The sequence below is a fragment of the Pedobacter sp. B4-66 genome (assembly GCF_018492665.1).
GTDB lineage: Bacteria > Bacteroidota > Bacteroidia > Sphingobacteriales > Sphingobacteriaceae > Pedobacter.
Map to the genome: position 1 here is coordinate 62169 of NZ_JAFVME010000012.1, position 17808 is coordinate 79976.

General features: G+C 37.8%; 19 protein-coding genes. 15 read left to right on the top strand and 4 right to left on the bottom strand.

Going from position 1 to position 17808, the window contains the following annotated elements:
* Positions 1-44: 44 nt before the first annotated feature.
* The 3 genes from J1905_RS19110 to J1905_RS19120 all read right to left on the bottom strand — a co-directional run bounded on the left by J1905_RS19110 (position 45) and on the right by J1905_RS19120 (position 1635).
* Positions 45-326: a hypothetical protein gene (locus J1905_RS19110; RefSeq protein WP_214228831.1), complete on the bottom strand. Its 282-nt coding sequence runs from the start codon at positions 324-326 to the stop codon at positions 45-47.
* 39 nt (positions 327-365) lie between these two features.
* Positions 366-824 (bottom strand): MauE/DoxX family redox-associated membrane protein, encoded by a 459-nt coding sequence (locus tag J1905_RS19115; protein ID WP_214228832.1) that lies wholly within the window; start codon positions 822-824, stop codon positions 366-368.
* A 202-nt stretch (positions 825-1026) separates the two neighbouring features.
* Complete coding sequence (locus J1905_RS19120; RefSeq protein WP_214228833.1) at positions 1027-1635, bottom strand: cyclic nucleotide-binding domain-containing protein; 609 nt, start codon at positions 1633-1635, stop codon at positions 1027-1029.
* A gap of 154 nt (positions 1636-1789) precedes the next feature.
* Here J1905_RS19120 and J1905_RS19125 point away from each other — a divergent pair, with 154 nt between their 5' ends.
* The gene (locus J1905_RS19125) at positions 1790-3253 is read left to right on the top strand and encodes a GntR family transcriptional regulator (protein WP_214228834.1); all 1464 of its coding nucleotides are present in this window, start codon (positions 1790-1792) and stop codon (positions 3251-3253) included.
* A gap of 128 nt (positions 3254-3381) precedes the next feature.
* Here J1905_RS19125 and J1905_RS19130 read toward each other — a convergent pair whose 3' ends face one another.
* A complete protein-coding gene (locus tag J1905_RS19130) occupies positions 3382-3564 on the bottom strand; it encodes a hypothetical protein (protein WP_214228835.1) in 183 nt (60 codons plus the stop codon).
* Positions 3565-3905: 341 nt separating this feature from the next.
* On the opposite strand from J1905_RS19130, the gene J1905_RS19135 reads away from it, so the two are divergent.
* From J1905_RS19135 to J1905_RS19200, 14 genes are all read left to right on the top strand, one after another.
* Positions 3906-4058, top strand: coding sequence for a hypothetical protein (locus J1905_RS19135; protein WP_214228836.1), 153 nt, complete (start codon positions 3906-3908; stop codon positions 4056-4058).
* Positions 4042-4290 carry a hypothetical protein gene (locus J1905_RS19140; protein ID WP_250318143.1) on the top strand — a complete coding sequence of 83 codons (249 nt, stop codon included), beginning with the start codon at positions 4042-4044 and terminating at the stop codon, positions 4288-4290. The genes J1905_RS19135 and J1905_RS19140 overlap by 17 nt, the downstream gene beginning before the upstream one ends.
* A gap of 499 nt (positions 4291-4789) precedes the next feature.
* Positions 4790-5422: a DUF6266 family protein gene (locus J1905_RS19145; RefSeq protein ID WP_214228837.1), complete on the top strand. Its 633-nt coding sequence runs from the start codon at positions 4790-4792 to the stop codon at positions 5420-5422.
* Complete coding sequence (locus J1905_RS19150; protein ID WP_214228838.1) at positions 5419-6084, top strand: hypothetical protein; 666 nt, start codon at positions 5419-5421, stop codon at positions 6082-6084. The genes J1905_RS19145 and J1905_RS19150 overlap by 4 nt, the downstream gene beginning before the upstream one ends.
* A 246-nt stretch (positions 6085-6330) precedes the next feature.
* The gene (locus tag J1905_RS19155; RefSeq protein ID WP_214228839.1) at positions 6331-6984 is read left to right on the top strand and encodes a DUF6266 family protein; all 654 of its coding nucleotides are present in this window, start codon (positions 6331-6333) and stop codon (positions 6982-6984) included.
* A 289-nt stretch (positions 6985-7273) separates the two neighbouring features.
* Entirely contained in the window at positions 7274-7966 is a 693-nt protein-coding gene (locus tag J1905_RS19160) for a hypothetical protein (RefSeq protein WP_214228840.1), read from the top strand.
* Positions 7967-8147: 181 nt separating this feature from the next.
* Complete coding sequence (gmd, locus tag J1905_RS19165) at positions 8148-9284, top strand: GDP-mannose 4,6-dehydratase (protein ID WP_214228841.1); 1137 nt, start codon at positions 8148-8150, stop codon at positions 9282-9284.
* 27 nt (positions 9285-9311) lie between these two features.
* Positions 9312-11879 (top strand): SLBB domain-containing protein, encoded by a 2568-nt coding sequence (locus J1905_RS19170; protein WP_214228842.1) that lies wholly within the window; start codon positions 9312-9314, stop codon positions 11877-11879.
* Between the two features lie 61 nt (positions 11880-11940).
* Positions 11941-13020 carry a Wzz/FepE/Etk N-terminal domain-containing protein gene (locus tag J1905_RS19175; RefSeq protein WP_214228843.1) on the top strand — a complete coding sequence of 360 codons (1080 nt, stop codon included), beginning with the start codon at positions 11941-11943 and terminating at the stop codon, positions 13018-13020.
* Positions 13021-13041: 21 nt separating this feature from the next.
* Positions 13042-14058, top strand: a complete 1017-nt coding sequence (gene pseB, locus J1905_RS19180) for a UDP-N-acetylglucosamine 4,6-dehydratase (inverting) (RefSeq protein ID WP_214228844.1) — start codon at positions 13042-13044, stop codon at positions 14056-14058.
* Entirely contained in the window at positions 14058-15245 is a 1188-nt protein-coding gene (pseC, locus tag J1905_RS19185; RefSeq protein ID WP_214228845.1) for a UDP-4-amino-4,6-dideoxy-N-acetyl-beta-L-altrosamine transaminase, read from the top strand. The genes pseB and pseC overlap by 1 nt, the downstream gene beginning before the upstream one ends.
* On the top strand, positions 15238-15936 hold the full coding sequence (gene pseF / locus J1905_RS19190) for a pseudaminic acid cytidylyltransferase (protein ID WP_214228846.1): 699 nt from the start codon (positions 15238-15240) through the stop codon (positions 15934-15936). The genes pseC and pseF overlap by 8 nt, the downstream gene beginning before the upstream one ends.
* Positions 15926-17134: an ATP-grasp domain-containing protein gene (locus tag J1905_RS19195; RefSeq protein ID WP_214228847.1), complete on the top strand. Its 1209-nt coding sequence runs from the start codon at positions 15926-15928 to the stop codon at positions 17132-17134. Before pseF ends, J1905_RS19195 begins: the two co-directional genes overlap by 11 nt.
* Positions 17124-17807 (top strand): class I SAM-dependent methyltransferase, encoded by a 684-nt coding sequence (locus tag J1905_RS19200; RefSeq protein WP_214228848.1) that lies wholly within the window; start codon positions 17124-17126, stop codon positions 17805-17807. Before J1905_RS19195 ends, J1905_RS19200 begins: the two co-directional genes overlap by 11 nt.
* Position 17808: the final 1 nt, after the last annotated feature.

Here is a 17808-nt window from a genome sequence, read left to right on the forward strand (position 1 = left end):
AACCCTTCGCGCTGAATTTCAGCGCGAAGGGTTGTTTCTAAAGTTTAAAGCTTATACCTCAGAACTATAGGTGTACCGCCCCCAACCGGGGTACCAATGGCACACAAAGCAGAGATCTGATTCTGACAATCCTCAGGAAATGGATTAGTACTTGTCCCAGGGACTACTGGACCGGTCGGGAGTCCAGTATTGCGGTTATACTTCTGCCAATTGTAAGTAGTTTGTTTTTTGCCACTTAAGGCATTTGAAATGTCTGAAGCAAATGCTCCAGTAACGCTGGCCAATAATGCAATGGCCATGATTGATGTTTTTAATTGCTTTTTCATAATGAAAAAATTTAGGTTAAGTTATAATCTATTGCTGCTTCATTGCAGCGAATATTCGTGTTTATTGTATTTTGCATCTATCCATTTAAAAATGAAAGGGAAAGCGGCTATCAGCATAAACACCGCATTAAATACAAGATGTTCCCTCCATTGCAGCCTTGAAATCAATCCTCCGCAGGTACATGGAAGCTCCAGACCGGATAGTAACATTACTGATATATAAATCTGAAAACTTAATAGTAGGAGGAATGATGCGTAGAGCCCGATTTTCCTTAGCTTATCCTTTACCAGCAAACCGACAATAATAAATTCTACCAGGGGTACTAGCCATCCCAGTATTTCTGCCATGTTTTGTATTAATGGTGCCGGAGCTAATTTCATTTGGGCAACAAACCGCTGATAATCGGCAACCTTTGATATGCCTGCGTAAGCAAATAGTATCAGCAGTAAAACGGCTGCAATAAAAGTGATGTTCTCGAAAATTAATGCTCTTTTCATGGTTTCTGTTTTTTAATCTTTCATCATTTTCTTATTTTAAATATGTGGCCTGTCCCGGCTAGCGCCGTCCAGAAGAGGTTAATTGTTCGTTATACTAAGGTACAGCAGGGGACAGGGGGTGCGTTAGCAACAGGATTGCATTTTTATTGCAAACGCAATTGCATTTTAAATGCAAACAGGATTGCATTTTTGAAAGAAGATACTACCGCAAAGTTGCCAGTTTCTTTAACTGAATTTCATATCCTTGTCTGGTAAGGCCCACATGAGCGGCTTTTATACTATTGCTTGCAACCTGAGCGAACAAATAATTCTCTTCTTCAAATTGCTTTACCCTTTCCAGAGGTGGTTTATTCAATAACTGGTTATGATACCTGTAATGGCGTTCATTACTTGCCGAAATCTGTTGGATCTTTTGATGCACCTCAGGATACCTGTCCATCAGTGCCAATAAATTTGGATAGCTTATAGAAAGAAGTTCTCCGGCTTCCAACACTTCAATATAGTCGCTGCGAAGCTGCTGATTTAGCAGGCTGGAGGTATAAAAGATGAACTCCTGCTTATTCCATATTCTTGATCCCCATTTGTATTTTGCATCAGGAGTAAAGTAATAACTATGAACAAGAGGTACAATAGGAAACCAAATACGACCTTCATCCGCTGCTCCCGGACTTTCCAGTTTCTGGAATTTAACAGCTTTATGTAGTCGGCAAACACTGTTAATGTCATCCACAAAGTATCTGTCCTCCTTCGCAGTTTTTGCAAAGCAGGGCAATACATACTTGTCAATCAGTTTTGCCTTATTCAGTTCCATATTCTTTACAAAGTTTAGCAGAAGTTTTAAATGTTAGGTATTGCGGTTTGACTTAAAATAGGTGATGTGCTTTTTGTAATTCGCTATCTGTTAATTATTTAACTTAAATTAGTTGTTGCTAACTTTTTAATTATCATAACTTAATGCTCTTGCAATGAAAAAAATCAATCTTTTACTCTGGAAGATTCACGATCCCCTTGGCCGCCGCCCCGGCCATCAGATTATGGAGTTTGTAATGCAAAAAATACTATCTAATGAAGCCAGACCCGGTGAGCGCCTTCCCTCACAGCTGGCATTCTCGAAACTGAACCATATTAACTCCAATACGGTAGAGAGAGCTTATGGAATTCTCTGCACTTCGGGTTGGCTTACCACAATGCCCGGTTCAGGCACATTTGTAAAAAGAAATAGTACCCAATCCCAAGGGGTATTTACCTCAACCGGCTTTGTAAATGAGTTGCCAATCGCTATTAAGTCGGGTTTAAAAGCTGCCGTACATCCTCATCATATGCTTATCCAAAATTTCACACCTGTAGGTTTAAATACAGTTAATCCTTTTAACTACCCGGAAAGGATAATGTTCAAGTACCGCAGAATGCACCGCAAGGGGTATGAAAATATTAGTCAGATAGATCAGATTACTGATAGCTATGGTATTGCTTACAGAGAAGCTGTGAGGACATATTTTAATGATTGTCGTGATTTTAAGTTAAATAAAGGCTGTTTGGATATTGTACTTGGCCGAAAGGAAGGCCTTACCCGCGTTCTTCGTACCATCTTAAATCCGAGAGATGGTGTTGTAAATACTGTGCCTCAGGACCTTGTTTTAAGTGATGTTTTACATACTGCAGCAGCCAAATCTTTTTCTTTAAGTACATTGGATGCTGATTTTATTGAAAAACTGGAGGATTTGCTCCAGGTTTCGAAGATTAAATTGCTTTGCCTGCGTCCGCAATGCGGATATCCTGAATGTAATGTTCTTGATGAAGATAAGTGCGCTGCGGTTTTGGAACTGGCTAAAAGATATAAGTTTTACATCCTCGAAGAGGATGATTATCATGAATTTTGGTATAGGCCGAAGCCATACAAGCCGCTTGCCTGTTATGATCATGAGGGTTACGTGATCTATATCGGTGCATTAAGTCAGTTGTCGGTTTATATGCGCAATACCCGGGTAATTGGCGCCACCAAAGATTTTATTGAGTTAATGAATTCAATGCTTCAAAAGCCTTGTGAATTTCATGATGTACTGGAAGAGAATGCAATAGTTGAAATGATATATTCAGGTGATTTAGGGCGGGAGGCATCTGAAATTAGAAGGATTAAAGAAAAGGACAGGGATGATTTACTTTGGGTGCTTAAAAATTATCTGGAAGATTTTATGGAAATTGAAGCTCCTGATAGCGGTTTGGCATTTTGGATTCGTTTTCCGGATTTTTCAAGTGTTAAAGAGTCGCTGAGTTTTTTGGAAAGACAGGAAATAAATGTGCCTTATGATCCGGGTATGCCTTTTCATGGTCTTGCTACAAGTAATATGTATTTAGGCTTTGGTACCTATAACAAGGAAGAAGCCGAGGTAGCCGCAAAGTTGCTAAGGGAAAGGTTTATAAATACGTAGTGTTGGTTTTTAAAGCGTTCGTCATCTTGAGCCTAGTTCAGGATCTCTCAAGAGAAAGGAAGCACTGCTGGCGTGAGATGCCCTACCTCAAATGCATGACGAACGCTTTAGCGGAACCTTAAAAGTTCTTAGTCTAATTCAATCGCCTCCTCATCAATCCCTAAATAATCGGCCAGTTCTTTCTTAGTAATGAGCTGGTGTTTTTTCTTGTTTAAGAACTCTCTAAGATTTTTTAATAATTGTTGTGCATACCTGGTTTTTCTTCCGGTTATTTTGCACACATCGTTCGGAACTACATACAGTCTTCCCATGTCGTTGGTTGTTAAAACCGCAACTCATATGGTGGCGCATAGCGCGCACGACAACTGCGTGCACGGAACCTACAAGGCAGTAGGTTAAGAAATTAGTTTATTAGCTAATTTACTAATTTGAACTTATCAGATATCCCGATAATCTGGTGCAGCTGGTTTCGTCGACAAGGCAGAGTACTTTAAAATAAGCATGTTGATTTGCATTCAACATGCTGACGTAAATTTAGAATTACTTAGAGATGATTCATTTAATTGAATAATATATAAATCAATAGTTTAATGTTGTATCTTAAAATTAATCAATCATTGTTATTGTACTGATTTAGGTATATGTTTGGCAAATGTCGATTTATTCTGTTTCAGAGGATACTGGTGTAGAAGCACTGTTAATTGAGGTTAAAACGGAGCCACAAAGAAAAGCTCCGCTAAAGGAAGATCCGGGTGTTAATGAATTTTCTACGGTATTACGTCCGTTTTTTGAACCCGGAAAATAATGGTATATTTGAAGAAGAACTGGAAAAAATAAAAGGAGGGAGCACAGTAACTATGGGCATCGAAGAATTATTATTGGACCGCGCTAAAAATGAAGGGAAAGTTGAAGGTAAGGCCGAAGGCGAGCGTATTAAAGCACTGGAAATGGCTAAAACCTTCAAAAAATTAGGTATAGCAATCGCGGATATTTCCAAAGGTACAGGCTTATCAGTTAAGGAAATTGAAGCGCTGTAGCTAAATCCCAATATTCTCAAACATCCTTTAACCCTTTTTTAATAACATCATTGGTTTTTTAAACCACATCTCAAACAGTGCCGCACAGCGCACAACAATTGCCTGCATTTATCAGTTTAAAATCATATAACATGCATATTGTGAGTATATTATGTGTTTTCTGTTGTCGTGTTCGCTCGAACGCATAGAACGCAGAACGCCATTTTTATTTCCTCTACATTTAATTCATGAAAGCAAAAAAACTGGATGTGAATCGGAATATTTATTGGGTTTTGAGTTCTGATTTGAATTCGAAAAAGATCGATAATACGGCTAAAAATATAGTCGTCTCTGCAGCCATCCTGAAACGGCTCTTGTTCGTACCTCGTTCGACCAGGGCCGAACGAGGTACGAACAAGAGCGGTACAAAAGCAGACGGATTTTGAGCGCCCAAAAAGGACCAAAATTTTCCGACTTAATGGAAATCAATTAATAATTAATCATATAAAAAATAGAAATCATGGCAAAATTAACATCAGGTATCTTCGGACCAATTTCAGGAACAATTGGCGGTGTAGTAGGTGCGCATTGGAAAGACATCGCTTATGTCCGCGGTAAACCAAAAAAATCTACAAAACCACCTACAGCAGCGCAAATTTCCAGTAGAGGGAAATTCAATTTCGTACAAACACTGCTGGTGTCGTTTCATCCTTTCATAACTATTGGGTTTAAGAATATGGCGCGAAGCAAAACAGAATTAAACGTAGCATTTTCTCAAAATTATAAGCAAACGGTTACAGGGGTATATCCTGATTTGTTGGTCGATTATTCAAAACTTACTTTAAGCAAAGGGACTTTGCAACCTCTAATCGCACCGGAAGCTCAACTTATTGCTGCCGATGTAATGAAAGTAACCTGGTTAACCAATCTGCTTGGCACTTTTGATGATCAGATTATGCTGGCTGTGTATAGTCCGGAATTAAAAATTGCAGATGGATTTATTGGAGGTTTTAAAAGAAGAGATAAAGAATGCAATTTCAAATTTAACCCTAAACTGATTGGTAAATCTCTGGAAGTGTACATCAGCGTATTTGCCTTAAATGGATCTCGTGTTGCAAATAGTATTTATTTGGGAAGGATAGAGCCATTATGAACACACAGATTCAACTATTAAGAACATTGGTTATGAAGGATCTCGATCCTTCATATTTCAGTTTAAATGAGCAGGAGGTAAGTTTTTGGCTTAATGAAATTCCTCTGATCGGTGAACGGATATCTAAAATAATGCAGGATGAGATGCTAGGCGAGATGGACAATAGCTTAGTAGAGCGACACCTAAAACAGGTTCAATACGATTGTATTTATTTGTTAAATGTGCTTTCTAAATATGAGCCCCGACCTGAATTGCCGGCAATGCTTTACGAACTGGCGGGCGATTGCCTGGATAGGGTAATGACCGAAATTGAAGATCGCTACGCAGGGTTTTTTAATTTGCAGAAAGTGACATGGGCAAAGCCAGATGCCGCCGATGCAAATCCCAGAATCAGGGTTATGCTTTCTGTGGATGCGCTCGCCTACTTTTTTAAGCTGCTAAATAAAGCCGGTGGTTTGGATGGGAGTCCAGTGGCCCACTTAATCATCGCTGTTTCTAAAACCTTTATAACGCCAGGGATCGGCAATGGATACATTTCGCCCAATAGTTTAACAACTAAGTATAAGCAGGTGGTTCAAACTACTGCGCAGAATATAAGGGTACTGCTGGTACGGATGCTAAAACACCTGGATCAGGAGTTTGGCGAGAGCGCTCGTTCTTAAGATTGATATTTTTTAAAGAAAAAAATATCGCCCCACTATAGGCTTAAACCCACATTTCAACCTGTTTTACCTCAAGGGTACGGTACCCCGAGGGACTGCCACAGCATTTTTTTAATCTTTCTATTTGTGTCGTCATCAGGGAAATGAGACACTGCAGGGTTTCAGATCAATGAGCGACGATCATCAAAAGGCTTATCCCTGAGATGATCAAAATTAACAGATTTTTTAATTTAAATTCTTACAGAAATGGGAATTATCAGACAAGGAATCCTGGGTGGGTTTCGTAAAAAAACAGGTTCAGTAGTAGGTGCTTACTGGCGTAAACTTGATGTCATCAGAGGTTTGCCTCGAAAAAGTTCAAAGCCGCCTACCATTGCGCAATTGAACCAGCAAATTAAATTCGCTCTGGTTACCGGCTTCTTAAGCTGGATCAGTAATTTAGTTGATAAGGGCTTTAAAGGGAAGGCCTCGTCTTCGGCCTCGGCAATGAATCTGGCGGTTGCCTATAATCTTAAAAATGCCATCACAGGTACAGCGCCAAACTTTACCATTGATTATCCCGAATTAATGTTCAACAGAGGTAGGCTCGAGTTGCCCGAAGATCCCGATGTAACATCGGCAATTGGTGCAGAGCTTGTCTTTAACTGGCCGGTAGGTGGGCCGGACGAGCGATTCCTGGATGCAACAGACCAGATCTCCATTCTAGTGTACGATCCTACAATAGACAAATTTGCGAAGGTCGTAAATGCTGCCCCACGATCGGCAGGAACCTATACCTTAAGTGTACCTCCAACATTTGTTGGCCATGGCGTGCATTGCTATATCAGCTTTAGCTCGGTAAAAACCAAAGGCTTGGTTTCGGATAGTCACTATATAGGTCTTATTACGGTTATCGCCTAAGCCGATATTAAATTGATGGAGTGCCGTTCGGCCTCGCATAGTACTTTTCGTGCGGACAGAACTTAGGGTGACGCACAGTTTTATGCTGCCGAATGGCATTCTTGTTTTCTTACTGAAAATTTAAAATAAGTGGATAGCAATGTAATTTTATCTAAGGTAAACTGATTTATTGTTTTACATTTGAAATGGGGAAGGTAATCGTTTGAAGCTTTTGTTTCAGACCATCAAACACACAAACAGGGATAAATTTTAAAATAGCTTACTGCCTAGACTGGCAATTTAAATGCGTATGAAAAAAACTTTACTACTGATTGTATTTTTATTTACTACTGTTGCCGCTTTTTCTCAAATAAATGCTGATTATAATTATAGCATCTCCGTTAAAGGATATAGCGCAATGCAAATGCCTAAAATATTTGATGAATCGAATTCTGATAAATTTACCGATGCTTATTTTAATGGGTTGATGGTTAAATTTAATGACAATCAGATCAATTACCGTTTGGGCGGAACTTTCTATAATAAATCAAAAAAGTTTTTTAATGAATGTAAAACCTGTGAGGAAGCCAATGGTAAGCTATTGGACTATTCTTTTAAGTTAGGGTTCGAGAAAAACTTTAATTACTCGAGGGTTCAGCCCTATTTTGGATTTGATGTTGGCTATCGCTACAGTAGATTTAGAGGAAGTCTGGAGAATAGAAATGAACTGAGGGCCAGGAGTGTGAGCTCAGTTGGGGAGGATTTGGAATCTACCAAAAGCGGAATTTTGGCTTCCCCGGTTTTGGGTGTTAAATTTAATCCAATACCCGAAATCTCTATTTTTGTAGAAGGTAATCTGGATCTCTTTTATTCTTTTGAGAAGCAAAAAACGATTTTGCAAGATATTAGTAATACCCAGATGGTGAATAACGACCGTAAGACCGAATTTCTTTTGAACCCTTTTTCTGTAGGTATTCAAATTCAATTAGGAAGCAATAAATAAGCTTTTACTTCATTTCTGGCTTTAATGGCGGTTTATCTTTTGCTTACAAAGTAAATAATTCCGTATGTTTGCGTGAATAAATTGAACAGAAACACCAAATGAAACTGCATGAGCTTACCGCTCAGATCTAACTTAAATAAGTCTCATGCAACTTCATAGCACCTAAAGCGTATACAGATAGATGAAAATTGCCTTAATTACGGGAGTAACGGGACAGGACGGAGCCTATTTAGCAGAATTTTTGCTAAAAAAAGGGTACTTTGTACATGGGTTAAAGAGAAGGTCTTCGTCGTTTAATACTGAGCGTATAGATCACCTATATCAGGATCAACACGAGAATAATGTGAATTTTAAATTGCATTATGGTGATTTGACAGATTCAACCAATTTGATTCGAATTATACAGGAAACTCAACCTGATGAAATTTATAACCTTGCCGCAATGAGCCACGTTAAGGTTAGTTTCGAAATGCCTGAGTACACCGCAAATGCCGATGGTATCGGTACACTTAGGTTGTTAGAGGCTGTTCGTATATTGGGACTTACCAAAAAAACAAGGGTTTATCAGGCATCTACTTCAGAATTGTACGGATTGGTACAGGCAGTTCCTCAAAGTGAAACTACGCCTTTTTATCCAAGATCACCATATGCTGCAGCAAAAATGTATGCTTACTGGATTACGGTTAACTATAGAGAAGCTTACGAAATGTACGCCTGTAATGGTATCTTATTTAACCACGAAAGCCCGGTTAGGGGCGAGACTTTTGTTACCCGTAAAATTACCAGAGCAGCTTGCAAAATAGCTTTGGGCTTACAAAACTGTTTATATCTTGGGAACTTGTCGGCACAACGCGATTGGGGACATGCCAAAGACTATATAGAAGCCATGTGGCTAATTCTTCAACAGGAAACACCGGAAGATTATGTAATCGCAACAGGTGTTACCACCACGGTAAGAGATTTTGTTAAAATGAGCTTTGCAGAACTAGGTATCGAAATTGAGTTCAGTGGCAAAGATCAGTATGAGCGTGGAGTAATTATTGATGTAGACCAGGAGTTAATAACTAAATTGGGATTAAACGATGAGTTTTTGAAACCGGGTACCGTTGTAGTACAGGTTGATGAAAAATATTTCAGACCAACAGAGGTTGATTTATTACTTGGAGATCCTACTAAAGCTAATACAAAACTAGGTTGGATACCTAAGTATGATCTTCCAGCGTTAGTAAAAGATATGATTGATTCTGATCTTCATTTAATGAAAAAGGATGAATACCTGAAACAAGGAGGGTTTAAAACACTGAATTATTTCGAATAAAGCATCTTACACACGACCTAACACCCTATGAAATTTAAAAATATATTCACTGCATTTCTTTTTTTCTTTGCCATTGTTTTTTCTCAAATGGCTTTTTCTCAGACGAATTACGCAGATGTGAAAGTTGATGACCTTACTGATACTCAAATCAGACAATTGATTAAAAAAGCGGAGTCGATAGGATATAATGATGCCCAGCTTGAACAAATGGCGGCGGCTCAGGGAATGAATGCAACGGAAATTCAGAAGCTTCGATTAAGAGTAGAGAAGATCAGGAAGCAAGATGGTGATCAGGGGAATGAGAAATCAGATGGGAATGGCTCCGGTAGGAATCAGCAAAATGGAAATGAGCTGGATAGAAGTAGGGGGTATGACCGTCAGAATTTACGCGATACTACAAAAAACGCTAAAAATACTGGCTTAAATGGCGATTTAAAAGATAAAAAGGCTCTGGAAGAGGAAACGAATTTGGAGATGCAAAAGCTTTTTGAAGGACTTAAACCTAAAATATTTGGTGAAGACCTGTTTAAAAATGAGAACCTTACATTTGAGCCAAACCTTAGAATGGCTACGCCAAAAAGCTATGTAATTGGCCCTGATGATGAGTTACTTGTTGATTTAAGTGGTGATAATGAGGTGAACTATAAGTTAAAGGTTAGTCCTGATGGCACTATTCGTTTACAATATGTAGGCTTGATATCGGTTGGTGGATTGACTATTGAACAGGCCACTTCAAAGATTCGTTCCAGTATGGCAGGTACCTACCCAAGTTTGAAATCAGGGCGTACTAGTGTAGCTATAACTTTAGGTAACATCAGAAGTATAAAAGTAACAGTAATTGGTGAGGTGGTAAAACCGGGATCATATACTGTTCCATCTTTATTTACCGTGTTTAATGCGTTGTATGAATCTGGAGGGCCAAACAGAAATGGATCATTCCGTAAAATACAGGTGGTTAGAAACAATAAAGTGGTTTCGACTATAGACGTTTATGATTTTCTATTAAACGGAATCCAGCAGAATAACATCAGGTTGCAAGATCAGGATGTGATTAATGTGCCGGTGTATCAAACAAGGGTTGAAATGGCTGGTGAGGTTAAGCGGCCGGCCTTATATGAAGCCTTAAATACGGAATCATTAGAAGATATGGTTCGCTTTGCAGGTGGCTTTTCTAACGATGCCTATACTGCGCAGATCAAGGTGCTTCAAAAAACCAATAAAGAACGTAAAATCACAGACGTACAGGCTGATGATTACAATAAATACAATCCTTTGAATGGTGATAAGTATGTTGTAGAGGCTATTTTAGACCGCTTTGAAAACAGGGTAGAGATTGCTGGTGCGGTTTTCCGTCCAGGGCAATTTGAACTTGATGATAATTTGACCTTAAAGCAATTGATTGCTAAGGCGGATGGTTTAAAGGAAGATGCATTTTTAAATAGAGGGTATATATCTCGTTTAAATGCAGACAATAGTTTGTCACTTTTATCATTTGATGTTGCAAAAGTATTGGCAGGCACTGAAGCTGATGTTAAACTTCAGAGAGAGGATAAAGTAACCATTTCTTCAATATTCGATTTAAGAGAGGAGTATAAGGTAACTATTCAGGGAGAGGTTAGACAGCCTGGAACTTTTGAGTTTGGTGATAATATGAACCTGGAAGCATTGATCCAGATGGCAGGTGGCTTTAAAGAAGGCGCAACTCCAAATCGCATTGAGATTTCACGCAGAATTAAAAATAGTGATGCCACTTCGGCATCAGCACAAACAGCAGAGGTATTTACTGTTAATGTTGATCAGAATTTAAAGATTCAGGAAAAGGATTTTACATTAAAACCATTCGATATAGTTTCAATCCGAAGTTCAGAATCCTATCAGGTACAGCGACAGATTAAAGTAGAAGGAGAGGTGCTTTATCCTGGTACTTATACGATTACTAAAAAAGATGAACGGATCTCTGATATTATAAAAAGAGCGGGCGGCCTTAGTCCTCTGGCTTATGTTGAAGGAGCATCTTTAAAACGTACCGGTGGTGCTGAAGCAAGAGCCGCGGATAGTTTGGAGAGAAGAAAAGAAGAGAAAGAAAAGCTGATGAATTTGCAGCGTTTGAAGCAGTCAGGAGCAAAAGACACCACAACAATAGAAAAGGATTTGCAGGTTCTGCGAAGCGATCTGGTTGGTATTGACTTAGTAAGAATCTTAAAAAAACCATTATCCAGAAACGATTTGATTGTGGAAGATGGTGATGTAATACGGGTTCCAAAGGAGCTACAAACAGTTAGGGTTACTGGAGAAGTACTTAAGCCAAATAGCATCGTTTTTATCAAAGGCAGGAGCTTTAAAGGCTATGTTGATGGTGCTGGTGGATATAGCTATAATGCGTACAAAAGAGGAGCCTATATTGTGTATTCTAATGGGTCGGTAGCAGCTGCTAAGAAGTTTTTGTTCTTTAATAATTACCCTCAGGTAAAACCAGGAGCAGAAATTTTTGTACCGAAACGAGCGGAAAGAGAAAAGATTGGGATCCAAGGTCTAGTTGGGATTTCAACAGCTATCGCATCGTTAGCAGCGATATTCATAACTTTACTTAAATAGGTACATATATTATCCAACCTTAGGATGAAGCCATTAAATGATAAGCTTGTTAAAGCAGTATATGGAAGAAAAGATAAAAGAAAATAAGAAGGAAAATAACGAGATTTCATTAAAAGATCTTATCCTTAAATTCCGTGAGTTGTTTAGATATCTTTTATCTAAATGGCTCGTTATTATTGCTTGTGGTATTTTGGGGGGTATTTTAGGTTTTATTTACGGTTTTTTTGATAAACCTGTTTATTCAGCTGCAACCACATTTGTTTTAGAAGAAGGCGATAAAGGCGGAGGAATGGGGCAATATGCCGGTCTGGCTTCAATGGTTGGTATTGATATTGGTGGCGGTGGCGGTGGTGGTATTTTTCAGGGAGATAATATTTTGGAATTGTATAAATCCCGAAAAATGATTGAAAAAACATTACTAACCGAAGTTGATTATAATGGAAAAAAAGAATTGCTAATTGATCGATATATTGATTTCAACCACTCTAGAGAAAAATGGTCTAAAAGTCCTGAATTGAAAGATATTCAATTCAAAAAAAACTCGCAATTCACACGCTTGCAAGACAGTATTCTTGGTACGATTGTAAGTGATATTAATAAAAGTTATTTAATGGTTGATAAACCGGATAAGAAACTAAATATTATTAAAGCATTGGTGAAGGCTAAAGATGAATTCTTTGCAAAAAAATTTAATGAGCAAATTGTTAAGAATGTAAATGACTTTTATATCCAAACAAAAACGAAAAAATCGTTATTGAATATAGGTATTCTTCAGAGAAAAACGGATTCTGTTAGAAGCGTTATGACTGGAGCAATCTATAGTGGGGCTGCTGCAACTGATGCGACCCCAAATTTAAATCTCGCACGACAAGCTCAGCGAACAGTTCCAGTGCAACGCTCGCAGTTCAGTGTAGAGGCTAATAAAGCCATATTGAGTGAGTTAGTGAAGAATTTGGAGCTTTCAAAGATAGCTTTAAATAGAGAAACACCATTAATTCAGGTAATTGATAATCCTGTTTTTCCTTTAAATTTTGAAAAGACGGGTAAAATAAAAGGCCTGATTTTAGGGGGATTCATATTTGGATTTTTTGCTTGCCTATTGTTGTTGGTGAGAAAAATGTTTAAGGATATTATGAGGTAATACTAATACTAAAAATTGAAGATGTTAAATTTAGATAATAAGCAAGTTCTAATTACTGGTGGAACAGGATCTTTAGGCCAGGCGCTTACTCGAAGGATATTAAATCAATGGCCAAATATATCTCGATTAGTAATCTATTCTAGAGACGAGCAAAAGCAATTTGAGATGGCGCAGGAATTTCCTAGCGACTTGTATCCTCAGGTAAGGTTTTTTATTGGTGATGTTAGAGATTCAGAACGATTGATCAGAGCATTTAGGGGTATAGATTATGTTATACACGCTGCAGCAATGAAGCATGTTCCTATCGCTGAATATAATCCAATGGAATGTGTTAAGACCAATATAAATGGAGCTGAAAATGTTATTAATGCCGCGCTTGATACCAATGTTCAAAAAGTAGTTGCTTTATCTACAGATAAGGCAGCAGCACCAATAAATTTATATGGAGCGACAAAACTAGCTTCTGATAAACTTTTTGTTGCTGCAAATAATATTTCAGGAAATAATCCAATTAAATTTTCTGTTGTAAGATATGGCAACGTTATGGGGTCTAACGGATCTGTTATTCCTTTCTTTATGAAGAAGAAAAAAGATGGGGTTTTACCTATTACAGTGTCAAATATGACGCGATTTAATATTTCTCTGGATGGAGGGGTCGATATGGTTCTTCATGCTCTTGAAGCTGCTTGGGGAGGAGAAATATTTGTGCCAAAAATTCCATCATATAGAATTCTAGATGTTGCTGAAGCTATCGGGCCAAATTGTGAACACAAAATTATAGGTATCAGACCCGGAGAAAAAATTCATGAAGAAATGATAACTGAATCAGACTCTTTTTTTACTTATGATTTAGGAAAATATTACGCCATTTTACCTCAACGGCCGAAATGGAATCTAGATAGCTTTATCGAGAAATTTAATGCGAAAAAAGTTAAAGAAGGCTTTAAATACAATTCAGGTGAGAACACTGAATGGGAAACTATCGACAGTTTAAGGAATTTGATTAAAGAACATGTAGATCCAACATTTGAAAGCTAATGAGCGGTACAATTATTCCCTACGGTAAACAATATATAACAGAAGAAGACATTCAAGTTGTTATAGATACCTTGAAATCTGATTATCTTACACAAGGCCCTAAAATAGCTGAGTTTGAACAAGCATTTGCTAGCTATGTTGGAGCAAAATATGCCGTTGCACTTTCAAATGGAACTGCAGCATTGCATTTGTGTACTTTGGCTTTAGATGTAAAAGAAGGAGATAAGGTTATTACAACGCCTATTACCTTTGCTGCATCTGCGAACTGTGTGCGTTATTGTGGCGGTGATGTGGTTTTTGGCGATATCGATCCGGATACTTATTTACTGGATATTCATTCAGTCAGATCACTTTTGGAAGCTTCACCAAAAGGAACGTTTAAAGGAATAATACCCGTTGATTTTGCAGGTAGAGCTGTAAACTTAGAAGAGTTTAAAGCACTGGCAGATGAGTTCGATTTATGGATAATTGAAGACGCTTGTCATGCACCGGGCGCTTATTTTGTTGATTCGAAGGGTATTAAGCAGTATTGTGGTAATGGGAAAAATGCTGATTTGGCAATTTTTTCGTTTCATCCTGTTAAACATATAGCCTCGGGTGAAGGAGGAATGATAACTACAAATAATGAGCAGCTATACAATAAGCTATTACAGCTTCGTACCCATGGGATTGTAAAATCTGAAAATTCTTATACGAATGACATTGAATTTGCCGGGGGTATAGATTCCTATCCAGGTTGGTATATGGAAATGCAGTCATTGGGCTATAATTACCGCTTAACTGATTTTCAAGCCGCATTAGGAAATAGTCAGTTAAAAAGAGCCGACAAAGGGCTGGAAAGAAGAAGGTCAATAGCAAGAATCTATTTTAATGCTTTTGAAGGAAAACACTTTATTAAAAGTCAGTCAGCTGTAGTAGAAGGTCATGCTTATCATCTTTACGTATTGGAAGTAGAGAACCGTCTTGGTCTTTATAATTATTTGAAAGAGCAAAAAATATTTGCTCAGATTCATTACATTCCCTGTCATTTAATGCCCTACTATAGACAATTGGGTTGGAAAGAAGGTGATCGGGTCCATTCTGAAGAATATTATAAGCATTGTATCAGTTTGCCAATGTATCCAACCTTAACAGAGGAAGAACAGCAATATGTAATTGAACGAATTATTAATTTTTATAATGACTAAGATTGCAATTATTCCAGCGAGAGGTGGTAGTAAACGGATTCCCAGAAAAAACATTAAGGATTTCCTGGGTAAACCTATTATTGCTTATTCAATTCAAGCGGCAATTGAAAGTAAACTCTTTGATGAGATAATGGTTTCTACAGATGATGAAGAAATTGCATCGGTTGCAGTTAATTATGGGGCTAAAGTTCCGTTTTTAAGATCTAATGAAAATTCAAATGATTTTGCAGCCACTGCGGATGTTTTAAAAGAAGTAATAACATATTATAAAAAAGAGGATAAAGTTTTTGAATTTGGGTGCTGTATATATCCTACTGCATCGCTTATCTCATCAGAAAAGCTGATAGAAGCTTTTAAAATAATTCAAGATGGCGAATTCTCAACGGTATTTCCTGTAGCTGAGTTTTCTTCTCCAATTCAAAGGGCATTGAAAGTAGAAAAGGAGCGGATTTCCAACTTCTTTCCAAAACATATGCAAACCCGAACTCAGGATTTAGAAAAGGCATATCAGGATTGTGGCCAGTTTTACTTTTTCAAAGTTGAGTCGTTTATGAAGAGAGGATTTTTGCAAGGTGATGATACCGGAGCTCTTTTTCTTAAAGATTTGGAATATCAGGATATCGACAATGAGCAGGATTGGAAAATTGCTGAGTTTAAGTATCAATTTTTAAAGCAAGCAAATGATGAATAACATAGATGAATCTTCCGTTTGGTTATTATGCATTGGTGCTGGTCCTGAGCAGGAGGGCGGAATCATTGCTGCAAAAAAAATGGGATATAAGGTTTTGGCGATCGATTATAATCCCAATGCAGAGGGTTTTAGCTTAGCCGACGATCATAGGGTTATTGATATTAAAGATAAGGCTGAAATTTTAGGACTCAGTACTGCATTTAATATAGCAGGAGTTATTCCGGTGCCATTGGGGAGGTATTTGACTTCCGTAGGCTATATAAATGATGCTTTGAATTTGATCGGGCCTTCTGAAAAAACTTGTCACATTTGTACTGATAAAACTGCATTTTATCAGGCAGTTCAAAATTCAGATATATTAACGCCTATACAAATTTCATACAATAGCTTAGAGGAAGCAAAGCTGAATGTTGAAGTAGAAAAATCTATTCCATTTGTGGTAAAGCCTACGCATGGTTCCGGATCTAGAGGGGTGAAAGTCATCAGGGAAATTAAGGATTGGGTAGAATTAGAGGACGGGGCTTATCAAGACGGAATTCTTATAGAGGATTTTATAGTTGGTACTTCATTGGGAGTTGATGGATGGGTGGAGAATGGTAACGTAACTGTGCTGTGTGTTAGGGAAAAAAAGTTAACCCCTTTGCCATTCCGTGTAGAATATGCATTTGGAGCGCCTCTGGTACTTCCAAAAATGTCACAAGACAGTCTTGATAGAACCATGAACAATGCGGTAATGGCAATTGGACTTGAAAATGGCGTTTTTCATGCGGATCTAATTGTAGATCAAAATAATGATGTGTGGATGATCGAAATGGCTCCCAGACCTTCGGGGTTAATGATCTCCAGAAATCTCGTAAAAAGGGCAACTGGTGTTTCTATATTGGATGTTGGCCTGCAAATTGTGACGAATATTCCAGTGGAGGCCACTATTGAAAATTACGGCTCATATGTTTTACAGTATATTATACCGAATGATTCTGAGTATATTGGTGTAAAATCTGCAATTGACGAGGTATATTGTCCTCAGTATGTTATTGAATACAAACCAGGTTCATTTGCTAATGCTACCAATGTACCAACAAATATGGCTGATATAATAAAGAACGGATATTTTATTGTTAACGGCAAAAACTTAAATGATGCATTTATTAATGGAGATGATTTTTTAAATAAAATAACGCATAACTATGAAGCTTAAAGATATAGATCAGTCTACCCATGCGGCATCGGCTAAGCATGTAAATTCAAGTCCTATCACCTATCCCGATGAGAGGCTAGTGGCCTTTTTACAGCGAAGTTTTGGAAATAGGCAGGATAATAAAACGAAAAGTGCTATTGACATAGGATTTGGCTCCGGTAGGCATCTACAGTTGTTAATTGATTTTTGTTTTAAAACATATGGCATTGAATATACTAATGAAGCCATAGCGGTGACATCAGAGCGGTTCAAAAATGAAGATAGACTACAGCAACTATTGTTAGGAGATTACCGAACGTATGAGTTTGATGTAAAGTTTGATCTTGTAATAGCTTGGGGGCTTATATTTTATAGTACGTATTCTGAAATAGAAAAAGACCTGGCCGCGATGTCAGATGCTATAAAGGATAATGGTAGAATAATTCTAAATTTTAGAACTACCGATAATTGGTTTTATAAGCTTGGGAAGGAAGTTGATAAGAATTCATATCTATTAGATGAAAGAGCTAAAATTTATGAAGGCTACGTTTATACATTTCTAGATTTAGAGCAGATAAAAACAATAATTTCTACTGCCGGTTTGAAGATTGAGTGTGTAGAGCGGATTGATCTTTGGAAAAACCAATTAGAGGAAAGAAATTCATGGTACATTTGTGAGCTTTCAAAAAAATAAA